Here is a 25339-nt window from a genome sequence, read left to right on the forward strand (position 1 = left end):
GGCGCGATTCTTGTGAAAAGCGCGCCTACCGGGGTGAGCGGCATTCTAGCGACAGCCCCGAAGCGGTTATTTCTTCAATGCGACAACTAATTATAGAAGCGCCGGAGACAGAGCCCCGGCGGCTTGACGGCGCGGATTTTACGTGATCTTAAAGCGGGGAGTAAAACCTAATTTACTTGCAGTTATTGGGCCATAAACACCCATACCCTGACACTGCGCGGGGTGCGCGATATTGACTCATTCCGCACTGACAGAAAAGACACTCCCAAGCTGTGCGAATTGTTTCCTGACGCCTCATTTTGTCGCAGGGAAATGTTACCGGTGGGCAGGAAGCACACTGTAGGAGCGAGCTGGCGCGCGAACCGGATTGGCTCGGCGTCATGCGTTCGCGAGCAAGCTCGCTCCTACGAAAAGCCAAAACGCAGAAATGAAAACGCCCCGGCAAGCGGGGCGTCTTTCATGGAGCCGCAGATCAGGCCGCGCGCATGGCCTGGTGCGTGTCGATCAGGTGCTGTACCACACCAGGATCGGCCAGGGTGGAGATATCTCCCAGGGTGTCGTACTCGGCCGTGGCGATCTTGCGCAGTATGCGGCGCATGATCTTGCCCGAGCGGGTCTTCGGCAGGCCGGGCGCCCACTGGATCACGTCCGGGGTAGCGATCGGGCCGATCTCCTTGCGTACCCAGGCCTTGAGCTCCTGGCGCAATTGCTCGCTGGATTCCTCGCCGGCATTCAGGGTGACGTAGACATAGATGCCTTGTCCCTTGATGTCGTGCGGTACGCCAACCACCGCGGCTTCGGCGACTTTCGGGTGGGCGACCAGCGCGCTCTCGATCTCGGCGGTGCCCATGCGGTGGCCGGAGACGTTCAGCACGTCATCGACGCGACCGGTGATCCAGTAATAGCCGTCCTCGTCGCGACGAGCACCGTCGCCTGTGAAGTACATGCCCTTGAAGGTCTTGAAGTAGGTGTCCACGTAGCGGTCGTGGTCGCCGTAGAGGGTACGCGCCTGACCCGGCCAGGAATCGAGGATCACCAGGTTGCCCTCGGTGGCCCCTTCCAGGATGTTGCCCAGGTTGTCCACCAGCGCCGGCACCACGCCGAAGAACGGCTTGGCGGCGGAGCCCGGTTTCAGGCCGTGGGCGCCCGGCAACGGGGTCATCAGGCAGGCACCCGTTTCGGTCTGCCACCAGGTGTCGACGATCGGGCAGCGCGACTGGCCGACAGTCTCGTAGTACCACTGCCAGGCTTCCGGGTTGATCGGTTCGCCGACCGACCCCAGCAGGCGCAGGCTGGAGCCGTCGGCGCCTTCGACTGCCGCCTTTCCCTCGGCCATCATGGCGCGGATGGCGGTCGGTGCGGTGTAGAGGATGTTGACCTTGTGCTTGTCGACGATCTTCGCCACGCGGGAGATGTCCGGGTAGTTCGGCACACCCTCGAACAGCACGGTGGTCGCGCCGTTGGCCAGCGGGCCGTAGACAACATAGGTGTGGCCGGTGACCCAGCCGATGTCGGCGGTGCACCAGAAGACCTCGCCCGGACGGTAGTCGAACACGCGCTCATGGGTCAGCGAGGCGTAGACCAGATAGCCGCCGGTGGTGTGCAGCACGCCCTTGGGTTTGCCGGTGGAGCCGGAGGTGTAGAGGATGAACAGCGGATCCTCGGCGCCCATTTCCTTCGGCGCGCAGGTGGTGCCGGCGACCTTCATCAGGTCCTCGAACCACACGTCGCGGTGCTGGTTCCACTTGATGTTCGAACCGGTGCGCTTGCAGACGATGATCTTCTGCACGCTGTTGGTTTCCGGGTTGGTCAGCGCGTCGTCGACGTTGGCCTTGAGCGGGGTCTTCTTGCCGCCGCGCAGACCTTCGTCGGCGGTGATCACTACCTTGGAACGGCAGTCGATGATGCGCCCGGCCAGTGCTTCGGGGGAGAAGCCGCCGAATACCACGGAGTGGATCGCACCGATGCGGGCGCAGGCCAGCATGGCGACCACGGCTTCCGGGATCATCGGCATGTAGATGGTCACCACGTCGCCACGGTGCACGTCCTGGCCACGCAGGGCGTTGGCGAACTTGCAGACCTGCTCGTGCAGTTCGCGGTAGGTGATTTCCTTGTGCTCGGAAGGATCGTCGCCTTCCCAGATGATGGCGAGTTGGTCGCCGCGCTCGGCCAGGTGACGGTCGAGGCAGTTGTAGGAGAGGTTCAGGGTGCCGTCGGCAAACCACTTGATGTCGACGTGATGGTCGTCGAACGAGGTCTGCTTGACCTTGGTGAACGACTTGATCCAGTCGATGCGCTGGGCCTGTTCGCGCCAGAAGCCGTCGGGGTTGACCACCGACTGCTGGTACAGCTTCTTGTAGGTGGCCTCGTCGGTCAGAGTGGTCGCGGCCACTTCGGGACGCACGGGGTACACGGATGCCGCTGTCATGGCGTTTTACCTCGGTGAAGAGTGTTGTTTTTGTTGCCCTAAGTTGTAACGGCGACACCCTTCCCCGAACCATACGACCATGGTCTTACCAATCCTTAGTCGTAGTGATGGACCCCATAACTCCTACTGCCATGGGGCCGCGACAACCTGTCACATGCCCAGCGCGTGCGGCAGCGCCAGCGAGATGTAGGGCACGTAGGTCACCAGGATCAGGAACAGCAGCAGGATCATCAGCCACGGCAGCGCGGCGCGGATGGTCGAGCCCAGCGGCAGGCCGGTGACCGCCGAGGTGACGAACAGGTTGAGCCCCACTGGCGGGTGCACCAGGCCGATCTCCATGTTCACCACCATGACTATTCCCAGGTGGATCGGGTCGATCCCCAGGCGCATGGCGATGGGGAAGAAGATCGGCGCCAGGATCAGCACGATGGCCGACGGCTCCATGAAGCTGCCGGCTACCAGCAGCACGATGTTGACCATCAGCAGGAAGCCGATTGGCGTCAGCCCCTCCTGCATCACCCACTCGGTGATCTGCTGGGGAATCTGCTCGGTGGTCAGCACGTGGGCGAAGAGCATGGCGTTGGCGATGATGAACATCAGCATGATGCTCAGCCGCCCCGACTCCACCAGCACCTTGGGGCAGTCGCGCAGGCGCATGTCCTTGTAGACGAACAGCGCGACGAAGGCCGAGTAGACCGCCGCCACCGCCGCCGCCTCGGTCGGCGTGAACAGGCCGGAGTAGATGCCGCCGAGGATGATCACCAGCAGCAGCAACCCCCAGCCGGCACGGCGTGCAGCGGCCAGCCATTCGCGCAGGCTGGCGCGCGGTTGTGCCGGGAGATTCTTCACCCGCGCGACGATGTAGATCACCACCATCAGGATCACGCCCAGCAGCAGGCCCGGCACCACGCCGGCGACGAACAGCTTGCCCACCGAAGTCTCGGTGGCGGCGGAGTACACCACCATGACGATCGACGGCGGGATCAGGATGCCCAGGGTCCCGGCATTGCAGATGATCCCGGCGCCGAACTCGCGCGGGTAGCCCGAGCGCACCATCCCAGCCACGGCAATCGAACCCACCGCCGCCACCGTTGCCGGCGACGAACCAGACAACGCGGCGAACAGCATGCACGCCAGCACTGCGGCAATCGCCAGGCCGCCACGGATGTGGCCGACGCAGGCGTTGGCGAAATCGATCAGCCGGCGCGCCACGCCACCGGTGGTCATGAAGGCGCCGGAGAGCAGGAAGAACGGAATCGCCAGCAGCGTGTAGGCCTCGGAGGTCTCGAACAGCTTGATCGCCAGCGAGCGCACCGAGTCCGGGCTGAACAGCAGGATCGTCAGCGCCCCGGAAAGCCCCAGGGAAATGGCTATGGGCACGCCGATGAACATGAAGACGAACAGCAGGAGGAACAGCATCATCACGGTCATGGACGATTCTCCGCGGCTTCTTCGCCAGCCAGTTTCGAGGCCTCCGCAGCCTCGTCGGCAAGGCCCAGGCCGAGCTGGCGGCCGCGCAACAGGTTGACGAGGATTTCCAGGTAACGCAGGAGCACCAGGCCGAAGCCGACGGGCACGATCACCGCGATGTAGGCCTGGAGGATGCCGAAGTGGTCGAGGTCTTCGGCGCCGATGCCGGCGATGAACAACGTCTTAACCCAGTCGAAGCTCGCGACCATGAACAGCCCGGCATAACCCAGGCAGCAGAGGCAGGCGAGCACACCGATGAACCGCTGCAGCGGACGCGGCGCCAGCTTCACCAGCGCATCCACGCCCAGGTGGCCGGCAGTACGCACGCCGTAGGCGATGCCGAAGAAGATCAGCCAGCCGAACAGGGCCTTGGTCAACGCGTTGCTCCAGGACATGTCCTGGGCGACGCCGAGGATGGCGTCACCGATGGCGTAAAACACTCCTTGCAGCGAGGGCACGCGGTCGCCCAGGTCATAGAACAGGGTGAAGACGTTGGTCATCACCACGTAGACGAAGGTCACCAGCGTCATGGCCGCCAGCAGGAAGGCGATGGCGCCTTCCTCGAAGTGGTTCCAGACGCGCACGAGTCGATTCATGGAAAAGGCTCCAGAAAGCCCCGCCATCCGGCGGAGCCGGACGGATCAATGGGGGCGGTTGGAGGCTTCGGCGGCCTGGAGAAAATCGGCGCCGACGTTGTCGCGGAATTTCTGCCACACCGGCTGCATCGCCTCGCGCCAATCGGCGCGCTGCTGCGCGGTAAGCGTGTGGATCTCGCTGCCGCCGCTGGCGAGGATGCGCTGGCGGGCGTCACGGTTCAGGCGCTCGGCTTCCAGGTTCACCTGCACGGTGACCTCGGCCATGATCTTCTGCAGCTGGGCGCGGATGTCCCGCGGCAGGCCATTCCAGAAGGTCGCGTTGGTGATCACCATGTAATCCACCAGCCCATGGTTGGACTCGGTGAAGTACTTCTGCACCTCGTTGACCTTCTGGCTCTCGTAGTTCGACCAGGTGTTCTCGGTGCCATTCACCACACCGGTCTGCAGGCCCTGGTAGACCTCGGCGAAGGACATCTTGCGGGAGATGGCGCGTAGCGTGCGGAACTGCTCGTTGAGCACATCCGAGGCCTGCACGCGGAACTTCAGCCCCCGCGCATCGCCCGGCTCCAGCAACAAGCGGTTGGCCGACAGCTGCTTCATCCCGTTGTGCCAGTAGGCCAGGCCAAGGATGCCCTTGCCCTGCATGCTGGTCAGCAGGCTCTGGCCCTGCGGGCTGCGCTGGAAATTGTCGACAGCCTGGATGTCGTCGAAGAGGAATGGCAGGTCGAATATCTGCACCTTCTTGGTGTACTGCTCGAACTTGGCCAGAGACGGCGCAAGCATCTGCACGTCACCCAGCAGCAGTGCTTCCATCTCCTTGCCGTCGCCGAACAGCGAGGAGTTCGGGTAGACCTCCACGCGCACCCGGCCGGGCAGGCGCTCTTCGGCCAGGCGCTTGAACATCAGCGCACCCTGCCCCTTGGGCGTGTTCTCCGCGACCACGTGGGCGAACTTGATCACTATGGGTTCATGGATAGTCGGATCATTGGCAGTCTGCGGTTCATCGGCAGCCTGCGTGGCAGTAGCGCAGGCCAACGCCAGGACGGCGAGCATCGCCCGCCCCATGGTTCCAAACATCGCGTCACCCTCAATTTGTTCTTGTGCTTGCGAGGTGAGCCTGGCGGCAGGCTCGCAGGGAGACTGACGTAAATGTTGGCGTTCGGAGAATTCATCTTTTCCCAAAGCAGCGTTCGCCAGAGCGGAACGCAAAAAGCAAAAAGAGGCGCCCGGCAGATGCCGGGCGCGAAAAGATTCAGAAGCTCAAGTCTGCGAGATGACGCGTCAGCCGGTTACCCGCGTCCGGTGGTCGAGCATCATCCGCTCGTGCTCTTCGAGCATGCCCGGCACGCAGTCACGGAGGAACTCCACCCAGGTACGGATTTTCGCATCGAGGTACTGACGCGACGGATACAGCGCGTAGACGTTGAGGTGGAACAGGCTGTAGTCCGGCAGCACGCGCACCAGGCTGCCGTCCTTCAGGCCCTGCACGGCGGAGTACACCGGCAGCGCACCGATGCCCATGCCGGCGCGTACTGCTTCGGTCATCGCGTCAGCGGTGTTGACCTGGAAGTGGCTATGGTTGATGCCGACCATTTCCTGGCCGTCGGGACCATCGAACAGCCACTTGTCCAGCGACATCACCGAGTTCACCAGGCGCAGGCAGCGGTGATCGGTGAGCTCTGCGAGCTTCTTGGGCATGCCGTGCCGCGCCACGTACTCGGGGGATGCGCAGAGCACGCTGTAGGTCTTGCCGATGCGCTTGGAAACGAAGCCCGAATCCGGCAGCTCCTGGGCGATGACCACGGAGATGTCGTAGCCCTCGTCGAGGATGTCGGTGATACGGTTGGCCAGCGTCAGGTCGAAGGTGACCTCCGGATAGATCTCGCAGTACTGCGAGATTGCGCGGATCAGGTAGTGCTGGCCGATACCGGTCATGGCATGCACCTTCACCTTGCCGTGGGGCCGGGCGTGGGCGTCGCCCGCCTCGGCCTCGGCCTCCTCGATGTAACCGAGGATCTGCTGGCAGCGCTGCAGATAGCGCTGGCCGGCTTCGGTGAGCGCGATGCGGCGGGTGGTGCGGTGCAACAGTCGGGTGCGCAGGTGCGCTTCGAGTTTGGCCACCGTCCGCGAAACGTAGGCGGTGGTGAGGTCCATGCGCTGGGCGGCGGCAGTGAAGCTGCCGGTCTCGGCGACACAGACGAAAGCACGCATGTTGTGCAGCAGGTCCATCATTTCTCCTGAAGAGCCTGTCCCGGCGCCACGGCGGGCGGCCTCTGCAACGGCGCTCGACCGAGCAACGCCTTGTTACAGATTCATGACAGGCGGCGAATTGTCGCACAGGTGCGGCGCAGGGATTATTGTACTTTCAGGTAACAATAATTCGCCCATCCGTCAGCTTATCCTCCCCCCGGCGCACTTCTAGAATCGCCCTCCCCAACGCGGCCTGCCGCGACACCCCAGGATTCGCACCCGTGCTCCGCCTTTCGTGCAACGTGCTTCCAGCCCTTCGCTCCGCCTTCGAACTACAGGGTTCTGAAAACCCGGCCCAGCCCGACCACCGCCTGCCGAGATAAGCCTGATGAGCAGTCTGTCCGTGCGCCTGCCCAAGGCCGCCGCGGTGCGCTTCGCCCTGTCCGACTGGGCGCACACCGACGGCGTCACCTGGATGTTCATCCTCAAGACGCTGATCACCGCCTTCACGGCCTTGTGGCTGGCCTATCGCCTGGAACTGCCGCAGCCCAACACCGTGCTGGTGAGCGCCTTCATCGTGCTGCAGCCGCAGAGCGGCCAAGTACTGGCGAAGAGTTTCTACCGCATCCTCGGCACCCTGGCCGGGCTCACGGTGATGGTCACCTTCATCGCCCTGTTCGCCCAGGAGCGCGTGCTGTTCCTGCTCTGCGTGGCGATCTGGGTCGGCCTGTGCACCGCGGGCGCCGCGCGTTATCGAGATTTTCGCGCCTACGCCTGTCTGCTGGCCGGCTATACGGCGGTGATGATCGGCATCCCCGCTACGCTGCATCCCGAAGGCGCCTTCATGCAGGCGCTGTGGCGGGTGATCGAGATCACTCTGGGGATTCTCTGCACCGGCGTGGTCAGCGCCATCGTCCTGCCGCAGACCAGTACCGCCGCCCTGCGCAATGCGCTGAACACCCGCTTCGGTGACTTCGCCGGTCTTGCCAGCGCCGGCCTCAATGGAACGCTGGAGCGCGAGCGTTTCGAGCAGGCCAGCGCGCGCATTGCCGCCGAAGTGGTGGGCCTGGAAAGCCTGCGCAACGTCACTGCCTTCGAAGACCCGCACATGCGTCTGCGCAGTGGCCGCCTGGCGCGGCTGAACAGCGAGTTCATGCAGCTGACGACACGCTTCCACGCCTTGCAGCGCCTGCTCGACCGCCTGCGCGAGCGGCAGGCCAGCAATGTACTGGAAGTGCTGATGCCCTGCCTGATCGATGTCAGCGAACTGCTCGCCAGCTGGCACGGCCGGCCACTCGCCGAAGCGGATGCCGAGCGCCTGAGCGTGCAGCTCGAACTGTGCAAGCATCACCTCATGCCGCGCATCCGCGAAGCACGCGCCAGCCTCGGCCACACCTGCCCGCGGGAGGCCGACCAGTTGGATTTCGAGACCGCCGCCGAGCTGCTCTTCCGCTTCGTCGACGACATGCACAACTATGCGCAGACCCACGCCTCGCTCGCCGCGCACAAGCACGAGCGCGAGCAGTGGAAGGAGCGCTTCACGCCCAAGGCGAATGCGCTTGCCGCCGCCGTCGCGGGCTTCCGTTGCGCGCTGCTGGTGATAGTCGGCGGTGTGTTCTGGATCGAAACATCCTGGCTCAGCGGCGCCACCTTCGCGCTGACCTCGGTACTGATCGCAGCGCTCTCCTCCGCCTCACCCAATCCCAAGCGCCTGTCGCTGCAACTGACCCTCGGCACGCTGCTGGGCGCCACGCTGGGCTTCATCCTGACCTTCCACGTGCTGCCGCATATCGACGGCTTTCCGCTGCTGTGCTTCGTGCTCGCCCCGGTGTTCGCCCTCGGCGCCTTCCTGATCACCCGGCCGAAGTGGAGCGGCTACGGCGTCGGCCTGCTGGTGTGGTTCTGCATCGCCTCGCTGCCGGCGAACCTGGCGCACTACGACGCTTACACCTTCATCAACGAATACCTGGCGATGCTGCTGTCCATGGGCATGGCGGTGGTCGCGGCGATCGTCATCCTGCCACCCAACCGGCCATGGTTGTGGGAGCGCCTGGAAGCCGAGCTGCGCCTGCGCGTGGTACGGGTGATCAGCGATCCGCTGAAGGGCCTGTCGTCCAGCTTCGAGAGCGGCACCCGCGACCTGTTGAACCAGGCGTATGGGTTATCCACAGGCCGCCCGGACGTACAGCGCCGGCTACTGCGCTGGACCTTCCAGGTGCAGGAGATCGGCCTGTCGATCATCGAGTTGCGCCGCGAGCAGGAGGCCCTGCCGAAAGAGCCCTGGTACGCCGAGCGCATGCCCTGGCGCCGGGCCATTCGCGCCCTGGGCCGCGCGCTGATCCGGCTGTTCATCCAGCCCAGCGAGAGCAACCGCCAACGCGCGCTGGCCGCGGTGGAACACGCGATCCACGCAACCCGCAACACCGATGACCGCCGCCCGCCGCACTTCGACTCCTCACCCTTGCGCCGCGTGTGCAGCTACCTGCACTTCATCCGCACGTCACTGCTCGATCCGCAGTCGCCGCTGCGCGATTGAGTCGTCGCCATCGCACCGAAGCCCACCCTAACAAGATCAAGAGCCCCTCACCCTAACCCTCTCCCGCAAGCGGGAGAGGGGACCATTCGTTCAGGATGAAACCCTGGTGTCCGCCGGCACGTACGGCTCCCTCTCCCTGGGGAGAGGGCTGGGGTGAGGGGAATGCGCAGGCACCGGACTCACCTGGCTAAGACAGTTGCTCCTACCCGCCCTGCAACCACGTCCCAAACTTGACCGAAACTGCGACGACCCGCCGCAAGAACACCCCTGCAACCTGCGTCAATCCTGGATTGTTGCCTCTGAGTACGAAGTCTTGTTGGCGCCTGGATATATGACTCAGGTCAGGCAAATCCTATTATTTCCGTGCTGTTACAGCGCGCGCCGCAACACCACCCAAGACCCGTAATCAACCCCAACGATTCCCGACGCAGCCATCCGCTGAACGTCACGGACCCGTCACGTCCGGACACCGGGAACAAGGCAGGTAAATTCATGAAAGCTGTAGTCATCCTGGCCATGCTGGGCTTCTCTTCGCTCGCCCTCGCCGAGCAGGTGAACGCCGCCGACCAGGCGCCAAGCGCGGCCGTGGAGCAGTACACCTACGACATGAAACTGGACGTCGCCCACGTGATCTCGACCACCGACGTGTCCAACGAGTGCGGCATCGTGCCGGCGCGCATGACCTACGAAGATACCCAGGGTCAGCGCCACACCGTCGAATACCAGGTGTGGGGCAACGGCTGCTCCGGCGGCTAAGCGACTTGTGCCGTTGCGCCGGGGCCCACGCAGCCCCGGCGCAACGGCCAGCCCTCTTTTACGGCTGCAGGGCCGCCTTCGCAATGTTGCGACTGTGTGCGCCGAAGTGCCGGATCAATTGCAGAATCTGCTCATCCAACGCCTCATCGTGCCGGAACGGCTCCGGTGAGTTCCCCGCGCTGAAATCCCCCGCCGGCGCCTTCTCGTTTTCCAGCCAATGGCCGATCGCTGCATCGAACGCCGCCGCATGGGCATGGGATTCACTCGCTACCACCTCACGCAGGTACTCCGTCGAGTACGGTGGATAGGTGCCGTCGGTACTGATATCCGCATAGGCCTTCAGCAACGGCGACTGCCCGCCCAGGCGCAGCGTCTCGCGCAGCCAGTCCACCTGATAACGCTCCACGCCCGTATGCCGGTCCGCCACGCGCTGGATCGCCGCCTGCTTGTCGGCGTCAAAGCCCGCCATGGACTTGCCCGCCGTCCACAGCATGCTGGCGGTGGTCTCGCCCGGCAGCGGCGTCGAGTGATAGGGCTGGGTCATGTCCTGGATGTAGTGCATCGCCCAGCCAAGGAAGCGGTAGCCCCAGTACGGGTGCCCCTTGTCGAAGGCAAAACGGGCCAGGCCGAAGAACTGGTACGCGCGCCACTCCGGCCAGTTGCGCTCCAGGTACGGTGCGCCGGTGAAGATGATCGCGTCCTCGTGGTAGAAGCCCATGTGGAACGGCGCCTGGGAGCTGAACTCGTAGCGCGGGTCGCCGAACGGCTGGGTGCCGAAGCCGTAGCGCTGGCCGGCTTCGCCAGGGTTGTCGCTGAACAGGTTGATGTCGTGACCGAAGTCCGGCTCGTCGGCGGCGCTGGCCAGCACGTCGATGGCCGGAATCTTTTCGCCAGCCTGCAACTGCACGAAGCGCCACTGGTTCCAGCCGGACAGGTTGCGGAACACCAGCACCTCGGCCGGCTGCAACGCCACATGATTCGGCAACTCACCACCAGGCGGAGGCTGCACGGCGGTGGCCAGTTTGATCTCCGGATTCAGGCGCAGCGCCATGAGGAAGGCCTGGCGCAGATCGTCGCGGCCATCTTCGGTGAAGCGCAGGTCATCCGGACGCGGCGGATACTCGCGGAAATGTTCGCGCGCATAGGCTTCCTGCTCGTCCAGCAGCTTCACCAGGCCGGCACGCTGCTGGCTGATGAAGCTCTCCAACGGCTCGACCTCGACGTCCGGCGCGTGGACGACGGCTGGCAACTGCTGCAGGGCGATGTAGCTGCCCAGGGTGTGATTGGACCAGGCCCAGAGACTTTGCGGCAGGACCAGCAGGCCAGCCAGCAGGCAGGTGGAAAGACGCTTCATCGGCTTTTCGCTCTTATTTGGCAATGCAATGCGGAAAATTCCGACGCAGACTAACAACACAAAGCCCTGCCGGCACTGTCGAAGCTTGCCAGCACAAGTCACCGATAACGCCACGCCTGACCATCATCAATGGCGCATACGGCCCCAGCCACTACACTTGCCCGGCATGGACAGGCACCGGTTCCACACGCGTGCCGACCACTTGAAATAAGGGCGTCCCCATGCTGCAGTCCGTTTCACCCAAGCACGACCTCCCCCTCAAGCCCGATCCAGCCGAACCTCGCAGTGGCGTACTCGCCCCCTTCAGCATCGCCGCGTTCCGCATCATCTGGATCTGCAACCTGTTCGCCAACCTGGGCACCTGGGCGCAGTCGGTCGCCGCTGCCTGGGTGGTCACCGAGGCCCACGCCAGCCCACTGATGGTTGCGATGATCCAGGTCGCCTCGGCATTGCCGCTGGTGCTGCTGTCGATCATGTCCGGCGTGCTGGCCGACAACCACGACCGCCGCAAGATCATGCTGGTGGGCTTGAGCGTCGAACTTTCCGGTGCCGCACTGGTGACGGTGCTGGCCTTCATGGGCTATCTCGACCCGCTGATGCTGATCGTGTCGATCCTCTGGCTGTCCCTGGGCAGTTCGATCACCATTCCCGCCTGGCAGGCGGCGGTCAACGAGCAGGTACCACCGCGCATGCTCGGCGATGCAGTGCTGCTCAACAGCGTCAACTACAACGTCGCCCGCGCCGTCGGGCCGGCCATTGGTGGTCTGCTGCTGTCGGCCACCGGCGCTTCCTGGGTATTCCTGTTCAACTGCATCTGCTACGCCTCGCTGATCTGGGCGATCTGGCAATGGCGCCGCGACGTACCCAAGCGCACCTTGCCGCCAGAACACATCTTCGAAGGCGTGATCGCCGCGCTGCGTTTCACCCAATACTCCAGTGTCACCCGGCTGGTGATGCTGCGCTCGGCAGTGTTCGGCCTATCGGCCAGCGCCATCTGGGCCCTGCTGCCGCTGCTGGCGCACCGCAACCCGGACGGTAGCGCCTCGGTCTACGGCTACATGCTGGGGGCACTCGGGCTAGGCGCCATCGTCGCCAGCACCGTGGTGAGCAAGGCTCGCCAGTGGCTCGGCAGCAGTCGGTTGATCAGCTTCGCCGCCGCCACCCTGGCGCTGGTCATGCTGACCCTGGGCTGGGTCGACAACCTCTGGGTGATCTTCCCCGCGCTGGTGCTGGGCGGCGCCTGCTGGATCGCCGCGGTGGCCACCTACAACTCGGCCGTGCAGATCCTTGTGCCCGACTGGGTCAAGGCGCGGGCCCTGGCGCTCTACCAGACCGCGATCTATGGCGGGCTGGCGGCGGGCTCCTTCCTCTGGGGCCACTTTGCCGAAACCATGGGCGTACAAGGCGCATTGATCGCCGCCGGCTGCCTGCTGCTGATCTCCGTGGCACTGCTCTACAACTCGCGCCTGCCGGAGCTGAACTCCGCCAGCATCGCCCGTGCACCGGGCGGCGTGCCGGGCCAGCCGACCTTCGTGTTCAACCCCGAGCGCGGCTCGGTCCTGGTGTCCATCGAGTACCGGATTCCCGCCGAGCGCACCCGCGACTTCGTCCGCGCCGCCAAGCCGTTGCGCCGCCTGCGGTTGCGCAACGGCGCGGAACGCTGGGCACTGTATCGCGACGTGAGCAACCCGGAAATCTGGCAGGAACTGTTCCTGGTGGACAACTGGATCGGCCACCTGCGCATGCTCGACCGCCTCACCCTCGAGGACAAGACCATCATCGACAACGTCACTAGCCTGCACGCCGGCGATACGCCACCGGTGATTCGCCACGGGGTGAGCTACGAATCCGGCAGCTACGAGGCGCCGCCGGAAACGCTGGGCTAGCGGCGCACGAACAAAAACGCCTCTCGGTCAGGAGAGGCGTTTCCAGTGACGCGGAAGGCTTACTCCGCCGCCGGCTTCTTGCGTTTGAGCGGCGCCAGGCCATCCTGGCTCACGACCTTGGATGGGCCAGACCTGGGCTTGGCTGCGGGCTTCTTCTTCGCCGGTGACTTGCTGCCGGTCTTCTTCGCATCATCCTTTTTCTTCTTGGTACCGGCGGCCTTGCCGGATGCCTTGACCTTCTTCGGCCCCTTGTAGGTGCCCTTGAGTTCCTTGATGGTGCGCAGCTCGAAGCGCAGCTTGAGGTAGCGCTCGATGCTCGACATCAGGTTCCAGTCACCATGGCCGACCAGCGAGATAGCGGTGCCGCCGGCGCCTGCGCGGCCGGTGCGGCCGATACGGTGCACGTACTCATCACCGCGACGCGGGATGTCGAAGTTGATCACCAGGTCCAGGCCGTCGACGTCCAGGCCACGGGCAGCCACGTCAGTGGCGACGAGAATCTTCACCGCGCCCTGCTTCAGGCGCTCGATGGCCAGCTTGCGGTCCTTCTGGTCCTTCTCGCCGTGCAGCACGAAGACCTTGTGCCCGGCAGCGATCAGGCGGCCGGTCAGGCGGTCGGCGGCGACGCGGGTGTTGGTGAAGACGATGGCCTTCTCATAGGTCTCGTTGGCTAGCAGCCACTGCAGCAGCTCTTCCTTGTGGCCGACGTGGTCGGTCAGGATCACCTGCTGGCTGACATCCTCGTTCAGCTCGCTGACGCGGTTGAGCTGCAAGTTCTCCGGTTCGCGCAGGACCTTTTCGACCATCTCGTGCAGGCCGTTGCCGCTGGTGGCGGAGAACAGCAGGGTCTGGCGCTCGGCCGGGCACTGCCCGGCGAGCTTGAGCACGTCCTCGGAGAAGCCCATGTCGAGCATGCGGTCGGCTTCGTCGAGGATCAGCACTTCCACGTCGCCCAGCGGCAGGTTGCCGGCGTTGAACTGCTCGCTCAGGCGGCCGGGTGTACCGATGATGATTTCCGGATTTTTGCGCAGCCGCGCACCCTGCACCTTGAAGTCTTCGCCACCAGTGATCAGGCAGGCCTTGATGAAGGTGAACTGGGCGAAACGCTCGACTTCCTTGAGCGTCTGCTGGGCCAACTCGCGGGTGGGCAGCAGGATCAGTGCGCGGGCGCCGCTCTTGGGCTTCTCCTCAGCGAGCAGACGGTGCAGCAGCGGCAACACGAAGGCGGCGGTCTTGCCGCTGCCGGTCTGCGCCGTCACCCGCAGGTCGCGTCCCTCCAGGGCCTTCGGGATGGCCGCGGCCTGGACCGGAGTCGGCTCGGTGAAGGACAACGAATCGAGCGCCTTGAGCAGGCGTTCGTGGAGGGCGAATTGGGAGAACAAGGCAGACCTCGATATCACGTAAAGACCAAATAGCTGCATAGCTTAATGTTTGCCGAGCCTGTTCGCTGGAAATATTGCCGCCGACCACCAGGGACGCACTGCCGCGTCAATAATCCGACAAACGCACCGACGCTCTACAAAGGGCGATGCCATGCTCTGATGAGCCTGACAAAAAGGAGCACACAGGTGCCATCTCTCATTTACTACGTTGCGGCCAGCCTTGACGGCTACATCGCTCGCCCCGACGGCAGCGTGGATTGGCTCGAAGGCTATGGCGGCGAAACCGATGACCATGGCTACCATGCCTTCTATTCCAGTATCGACGGCCTGATCATGGGGCGCGCCACCTACTTGTTCTGCCTGAACCAGGGCGAATGGCCGTACCCCGACAAACCCGCGCTGGTCATGACCCGCTCCAACCACCTGCCCAAGGCCGCACCGCAGGTGGAGCTTGAGCACTATGCACCGGTAGACGCCCTCGCCTCTCTGGAGGCACGCGGCTGCCAGCGTATCTGGCTGGTAGGCGGCGGTAGCCTGGCAGGCAATTTCCTCGCCGCAGGCTTGCTCGACGAAGTGATCGTCAGCATCATTCCGCACTTGCTCGGCGCCGGTATTCCCCTGTTCAGCATCGGGCTCGAGCAACGCCTGCAGCTGCTGGAGCAGCGCAGCTTTCCCAGCGGCATCGTACAGATGCGCTACCAGGTTCTGAAGGAAACGCCCTCGCCATGAGCTCCACGATTCGTATCGCCGCCGCCTGCCTGCTCGATGACACAGGACGCTTGCTACTGGTACGCAAGCGTGGCACCCGCGCCCTCATGCTGCCCGGCGGCAAGCACGAACCCGGCGAGACATCCGTGCAGGCCCTGTTGCGCGAGTTGCACGAAGAACTCGACCTTCGCCTTGCAAGCTCCGCACTGACACCGCTCGGCCACTTCCAGGCCAAGGCCGCCAACGAGCCGGATATGCGGGTGGACGCGCATGTCTTCATTGCCACCCTACCCCATGCCGTCCAACCCGCCGCCGAGCTGGAAGAGCTCGCCTGGCTGGACACCGCCGGCGTCTACCCGCAAAACCTTGCCCCGCTGCTCCGCGAACAGGTCATTCCCGCGTTACTCGCCCATCTGGGCTGATTCTTTCAGCTCAATTACCTGCATTTCGTCGGGTTTTTCCTTAAGAAGCCTTAAGTGTCTGGCTTTTGGCTACTAGCCCGCCAGCTTTCCGTCGCGTGGCCGAAAGTCCCGTTTTATAGGGCTTCCGGCTATAAGGTCAAGCCGTGACTGATGCGTCTGAACACATGTCACGCAGCGTCCTACAAGTCACAGGGGAATTGTGAGAATCGACAGACGGTACGAACTGTCATGAAAAGTCGTTCAGAATGCGTGGAATTTTTGAGCGGACCAAAGGAAACCACGCCGACAACAATGGCGATCCAGCGGAGTCTGGGCGATATCAACCAGCAAGAAGACATGCCGAATGCGAAGTACCCTTTTGACATGCCTTTCCATAGGCTTGGCGACCCTCTTGGCCGCCACCGAGGCAACCGCCTCCTCCAAGATCACGCGCACCTATCAACCTGCACCGGTTGATCTGCGAGTCCCGGTCCAGGGCAGTGCCCTACTGACCTTCAATGCCAAGTCGGTCAAGCCGACCAAGAGCGAGGCGCACCAGGTCACCCAGCGTGCCTACAGCATGATCGGCACGCCATACCGCTGGGGCGGCACTTCGCCCAAGCGCGGCTTCGATTGCAGCGGCCTGGTGAACTACGTGTTCCAGAACGTCGACGAAGTCGACCTGCCGCGTACCGCGCAGCAGATGTACAGCATGCGCGGCAACTCGAAAGTGGCGCGTGGCGATCTGCAGCCCGGCGACCTGGTGTTCTTCCGCATCCACAATCGCCGCAATGTCGACCATGTCGGCATCTACGTCGGTGACAACCAGTTCGTCCATGCGCCGCGCCGCGGCCAGAAGGTCCGTGTCTCCGACCTCAGTGGCGACTACTGGAAGAAGCACTACACCGCTGCCCGCCGCATCCTGCCGGAAACCCTGGCCAAGGCTGACGTCGGCGGTCGCTACGACTGATACTGAGCGCTCTCCCCTTGCGGGAGAGCGCCTGCCCCTCATCTACAAGCCGCGACGCGCCTGCCGGCGCAACAGTCGCGCGCTATCCCAACCGGTCAGCAGTACAGCGATCCAGATCGGCCCGTAGGTCCAGATCTGCGCCGGGTTGAATGCCTCGCCCAGAAACAGCACGGCGATGGCGAACAGCAGCACCGGTTCGACGTAACTCAGAATCCCGAACAGTCCCATGGGCAACAGCCGGCTGGCCGCCATCATGGCGCCGAACGCCAGCGCGCTGATCAGGCCCAGCAGCGGCAGCAGCGCCCACAGGCGCGGCACCTCTTCCAGCACCCCGGCGCTATCAGTTATCCACAAGGCGGCCAGGGCGAACGGCAGCAGCACGATCATCTCGAAGACGAAGCCGGACAACGAATCCACCGCCATCTTGCGGCGCAGCATGAAGTACGGCGGATAGCCCAGCGCGGTAATCAGGGTGAACCACGAGAACGCGCGAGTGAGCCACAACTCGTGCAGCACACCCGCCAGCGCGAAGGCGACGGCAATGCCCTGCAACGTGGTCAGACGCTCGCCATAGAACACCCGGCCGCAGAGCACCATGGTCAGCGGCAGCAGGAAGTAGCCCAGCGACAGCTCCAGCGTGCGCCCAACCATGGGCGCCCAGATGAACACGCCCCACTGGATCAGCATCATCGCCGCCGTCAGCGGGAAGCACGCCAGCAGCCATGGCTCGCGCAGCAGCCTCCGACCCGCATCGCGCAGCACACCGCCCTGACGGGTGAAGAGCACCAGCAGCAGGACCATGGGAATCGACCAGACCACCCGGTGGGCGATCACCTGGATGCTGGTCAGCGGCGCCAGCGAATGGATGTAACCCGGCAGGGTCACGAACAGCACGGAAGACGCCAGGGACAGCGCTACGCCACGTCCGGAGATATTCATGCGCAGCGCTCCTTGCGACGACGCAGGCCAAGGCGATTGACGCCTAGCGACGCAACGATCACCGCACCGCCCAGCGCCAGGCGCGGCAAGTCGGCGGCCTCGTTCCAGATCAGCAGGTTGATCAGCAGGCCCACCGGCACGTGCAGGTTGTTCATCACCGCCAGGGTGCCGGCATCCACCATGGTGCCCCCCTTGTTCCACCAGAACTGCCCGAGCGCGGTGGCCAGCAGCCCCATCCAGATCAGCACACCCCATTGCAGGTCGGTGGTCGGCAGCTTCTGCGGATTGCCGAACAGCAACCAGCCCGGCAGGGCGACCAGCAGCGCACCGACGAAGAAGTAGCCGAAGCGGCGGTACTGCGGGATGTCCGAGGGATAGCGTCGTACCAGGTGTTTGTAGAACACCTGCCCCGCCGCGAAGGTCGCGTTGGCCACCTGCAGCAGGAGGAAGCCCTGTATGTAGTCGCCGCTAACGCCGTCGTAGCGGATGATCCCGGCGCCCAGCACCGCCACCGCGGCCGCCAGCAGCGCCCAGGCATTGAAGCGCCGGTTCAACGCGTCATCGATCAGCGCCACGTGCAACGGCGTCAGCACCGTGAACAGCAGCACCTCCGGGACCGTCAGCACGCGGAAGCTCTGGTAGAGACAGACGTAGGTAATGCCGAACTGCAGCGCGCCTGCCAGCATCACCCCGCCGATGAAGCGTGGCTCGACGCCGCGCCAGCGGGTCAGTGGCAGGAACACCAGGCCGGCGAGCACCACGCGGGTCAGCACGGCGAAATAGCTGTCGACCTGCCCGGCGAGGTATTCGCCAATCAGGCTGAAGGAGAACGCCCAGAGGACGGTGACGAAAAGCAGATATGGCATGGAGATAGCGACCGGAACGGGGCGGGCACCATAGCGCCAGTCTCGGCTTGGAGAAAGCGCTGCGCGCCCGCGCCAGCGATAGGCAGAAACGAAAAAGGGCGACCGAAGTCGCCCTTTTCCTTGGATGGTGAATCAGGGATTAGCCCTGGTTCTCCATCTGAGCACGGATCAGATCACCGATGGTGGTCGGACCAGTGGCTTCTACGTCTTGCTTGTGACGCAGTTCTTTCATCGCATCTTTCTCGTCATCAACGTCTTTCGACTTGATGGAGAGGGAGATGACGCGGCTCTTACGGTCGATGCTGATGATCTTGGCTTCGACTTCTTCGCCTTCTTTCAGAACGTTGCGAGCGTCTTCAACGCGGTCACGGCTGATTTCGGAGGCTTTCAGGATGCCTTCGATTTCGCCGCCCAGGCTGATGACAGCGCCTTTGGCGTCCACTTCTTTCACGGTGCCGCGAACGATGGTGCCTTTCTCGTTGAGCGAGGCGTAGTTGGAGAACGGATCGTCTTCCAGCTGCTTGATGCCCAGGGAGATGCGCTCACGCTCCGGATCAACGGAGAGGATGACGGTTTCCAGCTCGTCGCCCTTCTTGAAGCGGCGAACGGCTTCTTCGCCAACTTCGTTCCAGGAGATGTCGGACAGGTGAACCAGACCGTCGATGCCGCCTTCCAGGCCGATGAAGATACCGAAATCGGTGATCGACTTGATGGTGCCGGAGATCTTGTCGCCCTTGTTGAAGCGGCTGGAGAAGTCTTCCCACGGGTTGGACTTGCACTGCTTGATGCCCAGGGAGATACGACGACGCTCTTCGTCGATGTCCAGAACCTGAACTTCCACTTCGTCGCCAACCTGAACGACTTTCGACGGGTGGATGTTCTTGTTGGTCCAGTCCATTTCGGAGACGTGTACCAGGCCTTCCACGCCCTCTTCCAGCTCGGCGAAGCAGCCGTAGTCGGTGAGGTTGGTGACGCGCGCGGTAACGCGGGTGCCTTCCGGGTAACGGGCTTTGATGGCAACCCATGGGTCTTCGCCCAGTTGCTTCAGGCCCAGGGATACGCGGTTGCGCTCGCGGTCGAACTTCAGAACCTTGACATCGATCTCGTCGCCAACGTTGACGATTTCCGACGGATGCTTGATACGCTTCCAGGCCATGTCGGTGATGTGCAGCAGACCATCGACGCCGCCCAGGTCAACGAACGCACCGTAGTCGGTGAGGTTCTTGACGATACCTTTGACCTGCTGGCCTTCCTGCAGGGATTCCAGCAGAGCTTCGCGCTCGGCGCTGTTCTCGGCTTCCAGCACGCTGCGGCGGGAAACGACAACGTTGTTGCGCTTCTGGTCCAGCTTGATGACCTTGAACTCGAGCTCTTTGCCTTCCAGGTGAGTGGTGTCGCGCACCGGACGCACGTCGACCAGCGAACCCGGCAGGAACGCACGGATGCCGTTGACGTCGACGGTGAAGCCACCCTTGACCTTGCCGTTGATGACGCCTTTGACCACTTCGTCGGCAGAGAAAGCAGCTTCCAGAACGATCCAGCTCTCGGCACGCTTGGCTTTTTCGCGGGACAGCTTGGTTTCACCAAAGCCGTCTTCTACCGCGTCAAGCGCAACGTGGACTTCGTCACCCACATTGATGGTCAGCTCGCCCTGTTCGTTGTAGAACTGCTCGACCGGGATGACGCCCTCGGATTTCAGACCGGCATGGACGGTGACCCAGTCACCATCGATGTCGACCACGATGCCGGTGATGATTGCACCCGGCTGCATGTCGAGGGATTTAAGACTTTCTTCAAAGAGTTCTGCGAAGCTTTCGCTCATGTCTATACCTGTAGTCAAAGGCTTGTAAGCCCGATTCCGCGCCACCAGCGAACACGGTCAAGTGATGAAAAAGAAGCCAGCAGGATCAAGACTGGTATCCTGCCGGCCCCCTGTTGCACCCGCCGAAACGGATGCTCCACATTCAGATTTTAAGGGAACGCTTCGCTCAATATGGGCGAAACCCTCCCGATACAAGGTCTGGAATGGTAGCAACGGACGTCGGTTGCGTCAATCGGCGCCCCTGGTTTCCGATGTCCTTCACGACTCCAGCTTCATTCCTTCATTTTCGCCCAGCCTCGGAGGACGGGAGGACCGCCTGTCAGATCCGTCCTGCAACGCACCCGCCTCGGGAAAGAAAAATCCCCGGCTGGCCGGGGATTTTCATGAGCCGTTCGACTAGTCCGCCAGGCCGCGACGAGAAACCTCGGCGAGGATACTGTCCACGACCTCTTCGATGCTCATCGAGGTGGAGTCCACCAGGATGGCGCCTTCGGCGGGCTTGAGCGGAGCCACGGCACGCTGGCTGTCACGCTCGTCGCGGGCGCTGATTTCTTCCGCCAGCTGCGCCTGATCGCTGTCGATACCCTTGCCCTTGAGCTGCAGGTAACGGCGACGGGCGCGCTCTTCGGCCGACGCTGTCAGGAATATCTTCAGCGGCGCGCTGGGGAAGACCACGGTGCCCATGTCGCGGCCGTCGGCGACAAGGCCGGGGGCTTCGAGGAAGGCGCGCTGGCGTTGCAGCAGCGCATCGCGCACCGCCGGCAGCGCGGCGACTTGCGAGGCGCCGGCGCCGACCTGCTCCGTGCGGATGGTATCGGTGACATCCTCGCCTTCGAGGATGATGTGCTGACCCTGTCCGCCCTTGGCATGGGTGAACTGCACGTCCAGGTGTGCGGCCAGAACCTTGAGGGCTTCCTCGTTGGTCAGGTCGATACCGTGGTTACCGGCAGCGAACGCCAGCAGGCGATACAACGCGCCGGAGTCCAGCAGGTTCCAGCCCAGGCGCTTGGCCAGCAGGCCGGCGACGGTGCCCTTGCCCGAGCCGCTGGGGCCATCGATGGCGAGGACCGGCCATTCGCCGTTCATCAGTTTTTCTCCTCGGCGACGCGGATGCCCGCGCCGGACGCCAGCCCGAGGAAGTTCGGGAAGGAGGTCGCGACGTTGGCGCAGTCGTGGATGCGGATAGGCGCACCGGCACGCAGGGAAGCCACGCTGAAGGACATGGCGATACGGTGGTCGCCGTGGCTCCAGACTTCGCCGCCGCCATAGCTGCCGCCGTCGATGATGATGCCGTCCGGGGTCGGCTCGCACTTCACGCCCAGGGCCAGCAGGCCGTCGGCCATGACCTGGATGCGGTCGGATTCCTTCACCCGCAGTTCTTCCGCGCCGCGCAGCACAGTGCGGCCGGAGGCAGAGGCGGCGGCAACGAAGAGCACGGGGAACTCGTCGATGGCCAGCGGCACCAGGTCTTCGGGGATGTCGATGCCTTTGAGCTGCGCCGAGCGCACGCGAATGTCGGCAACCGGCTCGCCGCCCACTTCACGCTGGTTTTCCAGGGTGATGTCGGCGCCCATGAGCTTGAGGATGTCGATGACGCCGGTACGGGTCGGGTTGATGCCGACGTGCTCCAGAGTCAGGTCGGAGCCTTCGGCGATGCTCGCGGCAACCAGGAAGAAGGCGGCGGAGGAAATGTCGGCCGGGACTTCGATCGAGGTGGCGGTGAGCTTGTGGCCGGACTCGACGCGAGCGGTGGCGCCTTCGACGTCGACCGGGTAGCCGAAGCCGCGCAGCATGCGCTCGGTATGATCGCGGGTCGGGGCCGGCTCGGTGGTGGAGGTTTCACCGGCAGCGTAGAGGCCGGCAAGCAGCAGGCAGGATTTCACCTGGGCGCTGGCCATGGGCATGTCGTAGTGCATGCCGGTGAGCTTCTGGCCACCACGGATGGTCAGCGGCGGACGGCCTTCGGGGCCAGTCTCGATCACTGCGCCCATCTCGCGCAGCGGCTTGGCGACGCGGTTCATCGGGCGCTTGGACAGCGACGCATCGCCGGTCAGGGTGGTGTCGAACGGCTGGGCGGCGAGCAGGCCACTGAGCAGGCGCATGGAGGTGCCGGAGTTGCCCAGGTAGATCGGGCCGGGCGGCGTCTTCAAGCCATGCAGGCCCACGCCGTGCACGGTCACGCGGCCGTGGTGCGGGCCTTCGATGACCACGCCCATGTCGCGGAAGGCCTGGATGGTGGCGAGGGCATCTTCACCCTCGAGGAAACCTTGTACCTCGGTCGTGCCTTCGGCCAACGAGCCGAGCATGATCGAGCGGTGGGAAATGGACTTGTCGCCCGGTACGCGAACGCGCCCGGAGAGGCGGCCACCCGGCTGGGCCAGGAAAATCAGGTCATTGTTGTGCATGGCGTCCACATAGGCCCGGCGGGCCAGGATTTTGCTGAAATGCTCGCGGGCAACCCGGGCGCGGGTGAAGACGCCCATCAGTTGTTGCCCGTCCCCTTGATCGACGGCCTCGCGCAAGTCGTCGAGGTCGTCACGGAATACATCGAGGATGCGCAGCACCGCCTCGCGGTTGGCGAGGAAGATGTCGTGCCACATCACCGGGTCGCTGCCGGCAATCCGCGTGAAGTCGCGGAAGCCGCCAGCGGCATAACGGAAGATTTCCAGATTCTCGCTGCGTTTGGCCAGCGAGTCGACCAGCGTGAAGGCCAGCAGGTGCGGCAGGTGGCTGGTGGCGGCGAGAACTTCGTCGTGGTGTTCGACGGCCATCTGCTCGACATCCGCGCCCAGCTCGCGCCAGAGGCTCTCGACGCACTGGATCGCGTCCGCTTCGGCATTATCCAGCGGGGTGAGGATGACTTTATGACGGCGGAACAATTTCGCGTTGGCCGCTTCCACCCCGCTCTGCTCGGAACCGGCGATGGGATGGCCGGGAACGAAGCGCGCCGGCATGCCACCGAACACGGCTTTCGCAGCGCGCACCACATTGCCCTTGGCGCTGCCCACGTCGGTGAGGATGGCATTGCCGATGTCGAGAGTGGCGAGTTCCCCGAGGACCTTCTCCATGGCCAGGATCGGCACCGCAAGCTGGATCACGTCAGCCTCGCGGCAACCGGCGGCGAGGCTTTCCTCGCAGCGGTCGACCACTCCCAGCTCCACCGCCAGGCGGCGGGTTTGCGGGTCACGGTCGACGCCGACCACTTCCTCGAACAGGCCCTTTTCGCGGATGCCCTTGGCGAAGGAGCCGCCGATCAGGCCGAGCCCCACCACCACCAGGCGCTTGCGCTGAACAACATCAGGCACGAGCGAGCACCTTGGCCAGCGCTTCGAGGAAGCGGGCGTTCTCGGCCGGCAGGCCGATGGAGATGCGCAGGTGCTGCGGCATGCCGTAGCCACCCACCGGACGGACGATCACGCCTTCGGCGAGCAGCGCCTGGTAGACCGGGCCGGCGTCACGCTTGAGGTCCACGGCGATGAAGTTGCCCTTGGAGGGAATCCAGTGCAGGTCCAGGGCGCGCAGGCCGTTTTCCAGCTGCGCCATGCCTTCGTCGTTGATGCGCTTGCCTTGGGCCAGGTAGTCGGCATCGTCCAGCGCCGCACAGGCGGCGGCCAGGGCCAGGCTGTTGACGTTGAACGGCTGGCGAACGCGGTTGAGCACATCGGCGACCTGCGCCGAGGAGATCGCGTAACCGACGCGCAGCGAGGCCAGGCCGTAGGCCTTGGAGAAGGTGCGGGAGACCAGCAGGTTCGGGTAGCGGGCCAGGTACTTCAAGCCGTCCGGCAGCTCCTCGCCTTCGGCATACTCGATGTAGGCCTCGTCGAGCACCACGAGGACGCTCCCCGGCACCTGCGAGAGGAAGCGCTCCAGCGCGTCCGGGCCGAACCAGGTACCGGTGGGGTTGTTCGGGTTGGCGATGAAGACCACGCGGGTGTTGGCGTCGATGGCCTCCAGCATGGCTTCCAGGTCGTGGCCCCAGTCTTTCGCCGGCACGACCTTGCCCTGGGCGCCGACGGCCTGGGTAGAGATCGGGTAGACGGCGAAGGCGTACTGGCTGAACACGGCGTTCAGGCCAGGCGCCAGGTAGGCGCGGGCAACCAGGTCGAGAATGTCGTTGGAGCCGTTGCCCAGGGTGACCTGCGCGGTATCGACGCCGCAGCGGGCGGCCAGGCGGGACTTCAGCTCGAAGCCGTTGCCGTCGGGGTAGCGGGTCAGCTCGGCCAGTTCGGCGCGAATGGCGTCGAGGACCTTGGGGCTCGGGCCCAGCGGGTTCTCGTTGCTGGCCAGCTTGACGATGCCAGCGGGGTCGAGCTTCAGCTCGCGGGCCAGTTCATCGACCGGCTTGCCGGGAACGTAGGGAGAAAGTTTCTGCACGCCCGGCTGGGCCAGGGCAAGGAAATCACAGCTCATGGACATCTCTCTCGACGGGGGCCGCACAGACTGACTCGATATAGCCGGCGGCAGCCATGTAATCGCAGATACGGTCAACAGATTCCTCTACCGACAGCACGGACGTATCGATGCTGACCTGGGCGGCCAGCGGCGCCTCGAACGGAGAGTCGATGCCGGTGAACTCCTTGAGTTCGCCGGCTCGCGCTTTGCGGTAGAGCCCTTTGGGATCGCGCTCCTCGCACACTTTCAGCGGCGTGGAGACATGCACTTCTACGAAACGCTCGGGTAACAGCTTGCGAACCCTGTCGCGATCCGCACGAAAGGGCGAAATGAACGCGGCGATGGTGATCAGGCCAGCATCCACCATCAGCGCCCCCACCTCCCCAACGCGGCGAATATTTTCACAGCGGTCTTCAGCGCTGAAGCCGAGGTCCCGATTCAAGCCCTGACGGAGATGATCGCCATCGAGCAGGTAGGTGTGCCGCCCGGACGCATGCAGTCGCTGCTCGAGGGCATCGGCCAGCGTCGACTTGCCGGAACCGCTCAGCCCAGTCAGCCAGACCAGGCAGGGGCGCTGGGCCTTGAGGCCGGCGCGCCCTGCACAATCGACCGTCTGCGACGGCCAATGGGCATTTCGCCCCAT

General features: G+C 64.1%; 20 protein-coding genes. 6 read left to right on the plus strand and 14 right to left on the minus strand.

Annotated features, from left to right (window positions below):
- Positions 1 to 472: 472 nt before the first annotated feature.
- The 5 genes from acs to LDJ84_RS21760 all read right to left on the minus strand — a co-directional run bounded on the left by acs (position 473) and on the right by LDJ84_RS21760 (position 6723).
- Positions 473 to 2428 carry an acetate--CoA ligase gene (gene acs, locus LDJ84_RS21740; RefSeq protein WP_226045398.1) on the minus strand — a complete coding sequence of 652 codons (1956 nt, stop codon included), beginning with the start codon at positions 2426 to 2428 and terminating at the stop codon, positions 473 to 475.
- 150 nt (positions 2429 to 2578) lie between these two features.
- Positions 2579 to 3859: a C4-dicarboxylate TRAP transporter large permease protein DctM gene (gene dctM / locus LDJ84_RS21745; protein WP_038803318.1), complete on the minus strand. Its 1281-nt coding sequence runs from the start codon at positions 3857 to 3859 to the stop codon at positions 2579 to 2581.
- On the minus strand, positions 3856 to 4494 hold the full coding sequence (locus tag LDJ84_RS21750; RefSeq protein ID WP_065327876.1) for a TRAP transporter small permease: 639 nt from the start codon (positions 4492 to 4494) through the stop codon (positions 3856 to 3858). Before LDJ84_RS21750 ends, dctM begins: the two co-directional genes overlap by 4 nt.
- Before the next feature lie 45 nt (positions 4495 to 4539).
- The gene (locus LDJ84_RS21755) at positions 4540 to 5571 is read right to left on the minus strand and encodes a TRAP transporter substrate-binding protein (RefSeq protein WP_024766327.1); all 1032 of its coding nucleotides are present in this window, start codon (positions 5569 to 5571) and stop codon (positions 4540 to 4542) included.
- Positions 5572 to 5775: 204 nt separating this feature from the next.
- Entirely contained in the window at positions 5776 to 6723 is a 948-nt protein-coding gene (locus tag LDJ84_RS21760; protein WP_024766326.1) for a LysR family transcriptional regulator, read from the minus strand.
- 349 nt (positions 6724 to 7072) lie between these two features.
- Here LDJ84_RS21760 and LDJ84_RS21765 point away from each other — a divergent pair, with 349 nt between their 5' ends.
- Positions 7073 to 9220, plus strand: coding sequence for an FUSC family protein (locus tag LDJ84_RS21765; RefSeq protein WP_226045399.1), 2148 nt, complete (start codon positions 7073 to 7075; stop codon positions 9218 to 9220).
- Between the two features lie 492 nt (positions 9221 to 9712).
- Positions 9713 to 9976 carry a DUF2790 domain-containing protein gene (locus LDJ84_RS21770; protein ID WP_024766324.1) on the plus strand — a complete coding sequence of 88 codons (264 nt, stop codon included), beginning with the start codon at positions 9713 to 9715 and terminating at the stop codon, positions 9974 to 9976.
- A 58-nt stretch (positions 9977 to 10034) separates the two neighbouring features.
- On the opposite strand, the gene LDJ84_RS21775 is transcribed toward LDJ84_RS21770, so the two are convergent.
- Complete coding sequence (locus LDJ84_RS21775; protein ID WP_024766323.1) at positions 10035 to 11330, minus strand: phospholipase; 1296 nt, start codon at positions 11328 to 11330, stop codon at positions 10035 to 10037.
- A 221-nt stretch (positions 11331 to 11551) separates the two neighbouring features.
- Here LDJ84_RS21775 and LDJ84_RS21780 point away from each other — a divergent pair, with 221 nt between their 5' ends.
- Positions 11552 to 13216 carry an MFS transporter gene (locus LDJ84_RS21780; RefSeq protein WP_024766322.1) on the plus strand — a complete coding sequence of 555 codons (1665 nt, stop codon included), beginning with the start codon at positions 11552 to 11554 and terminating at the stop codon, positions 13214 to 13216.
- 59 nt (positions 13217 to 13275) lie between these two features.
- On the opposite strand, the gene LDJ84_RS21785 is transcribed toward LDJ84_RS21780, so the two are convergent.
- Positions 13276 to 14613 (minus strand): DEAD/DEAH box helicase, encoded by a 1338-nt coding sequence (locus LDJ84_RS21785; RefSeq protein ID WP_226046612.1) that lies wholly within the window; start codon positions 14611 to 14613, stop codon positions 13276 to 13278.
- A 171-nt stretch (positions 14614 to 14784) separates the two neighbouring features.
- Between LDJ84_RS21785 and LDJ84_RS21790 the strand changes: the two genes are divergently transcribed.
- The 3 genes from LDJ84_RS21790 to LDJ84_RS21800 all read left to right on the plus strand — a co-directional run bounded on the left by LDJ84_RS21790 (position 14785) and on the right by LDJ84_RS21800 (position 16677).
- A complete protein-coding gene (locus tag LDJ84_RS21790; protein WP_024766320.1) occupies positions 14785 to 15327 on the plus strand; it encodes a dihydrofolate reductase family protein in 543 nt (180 codons plus the stop codon).
- Positions 15324 to 15728, plus strand: a complete 405-nt coding sequence (locus LDJ84_RS21795) for an NUDIX hydrolase (RefSeq protein WP_170858278.1) — start codon at positions 15324 to 15326, stop codon at positions 15726 to 15728. The genes LDJ84_RS21790 and LDJ84_RS21795 overlap by 4 nt, the downstream gene beginning before the upstream one ends.
- Positions 15729 to 16119: 391 nt before the next feature.
- A complete protein-coding gene (locus tag LDJ84_RS21800) occupies positions 16120 to 16677 on the plus strand; it encodes a C40 family peptidase (protein WP_413247433.1) in 558 nt (185 codons plus the stop codon).
- Positions 16678 to 16719: 42 nt separating this feature from the next.
- Here LDJ84_RS21800 and rarD read toward each other — a convergent pair whose 3' ends face one another.
- The 7 genes from rarD to cysC all read right to left on the minus strand — a co-directional run bounded on the left by rarD (position 16720) and on the right by cysC (position 25339).
- Positions 16720 to 17616: an EamA family transporter RarD gene (gene rarD, locus LDJ84_RS21805; protein ID WP_024766317.1), complete on the minus strand. Its 897-nt coding sequence runs from the start codon at positions 17614 to 17616 to the stop codon at positions 16720 to 16722.
- Positions 17613 to 18482 carry a carboxylate/amino acid/amine transporter gene (locus LDJ84_RS21810; RefSeq protein ID WP_024766316.1) on the minus strand — a complete coding sequence of 290 codons (870 nt, stop codon included), beginning with the start codon at positions 18480 to 18482 and terminating at the stop codon, positions 17613 to 17615. Before LDJ84_RS21810 ends, rarD begins: the two co-directional genes overlap by 4 nt.
- Positions 18483 to 18621: 139 nt before the next feature.
- Positions 18622 to 20304, minus strand: coding sequence for a 30S ribosomal protein S1 (rpsA, locus tag LDJ84_RS21815; protein ID WP_038803317.1), 1683 nt, complete (start codon positions 20302 to 20304; stop codon positions 18622 to 18624).
- Between the two features lie 396 nt (positions 20305 to 20700).
- Positions 20701 to 21390, minus strand: coding sequence for a (d)CMP kinase (cmk, locus tag LDJ84_RS21820; RefSeq protein WP_024767051.1), 690 nt, complete (start codon positions 21388 to 21390; stop codon positions 20701 to 20703).
- Positions 21390 to 23609, minus strand: coding sequence for a bifunctional prephenate dehydrogenase/3-phosphoshikimate 1-carboxyvinyltransferase (locus LDJ84_RS21825; RefSeq protein WP_024767050.1), 2220 nt, complete (start codon positions 23607 to 23609; stop codon positions 21390 to 21392). Before LDJ84_RS21825 ends, cmk begins: the two co-directional genes overlap by 1 nt.
- Entirely contained in the window at positions 23602 to 24714 is a 1113-nt protein-coding gene (hisC, locus tag LDJ84_RS21830) for a histidinol-phosphate transaminase (protein WP_024767049.1), read from the minus strand. The genes LDJ84_RS21825 and hisC overlap by 8 nt, the downstream gene beginning before the upstream one ends.
- Positions 24704 to 25339 carry an adenylyl-sulfate kinase gene (cysC, locus tag LDJ84_RS21835; RefSeq protein WP_024767048.1) on the minus strand — a complete coding sequence of 212 codons (636 nt, stop codon included), beginning with the start codon at positions 25337 to 25339 and terminating at the stop codon, positions 24704 to 24706. The genes hisC and cysC overlap by 11 nt, the downstream gene beginning before the upstream one ends.

This window comes from Pseudomonas sp. HS-18 (genome assembly GCF_020401845.1).
GTDB lineage: Bacteria > Pseudomonadota > Gammaproteobacteria > Pseudomonadales > Pseudomonadaceae > Pseudomonas > Pseudomonas nitroreducens.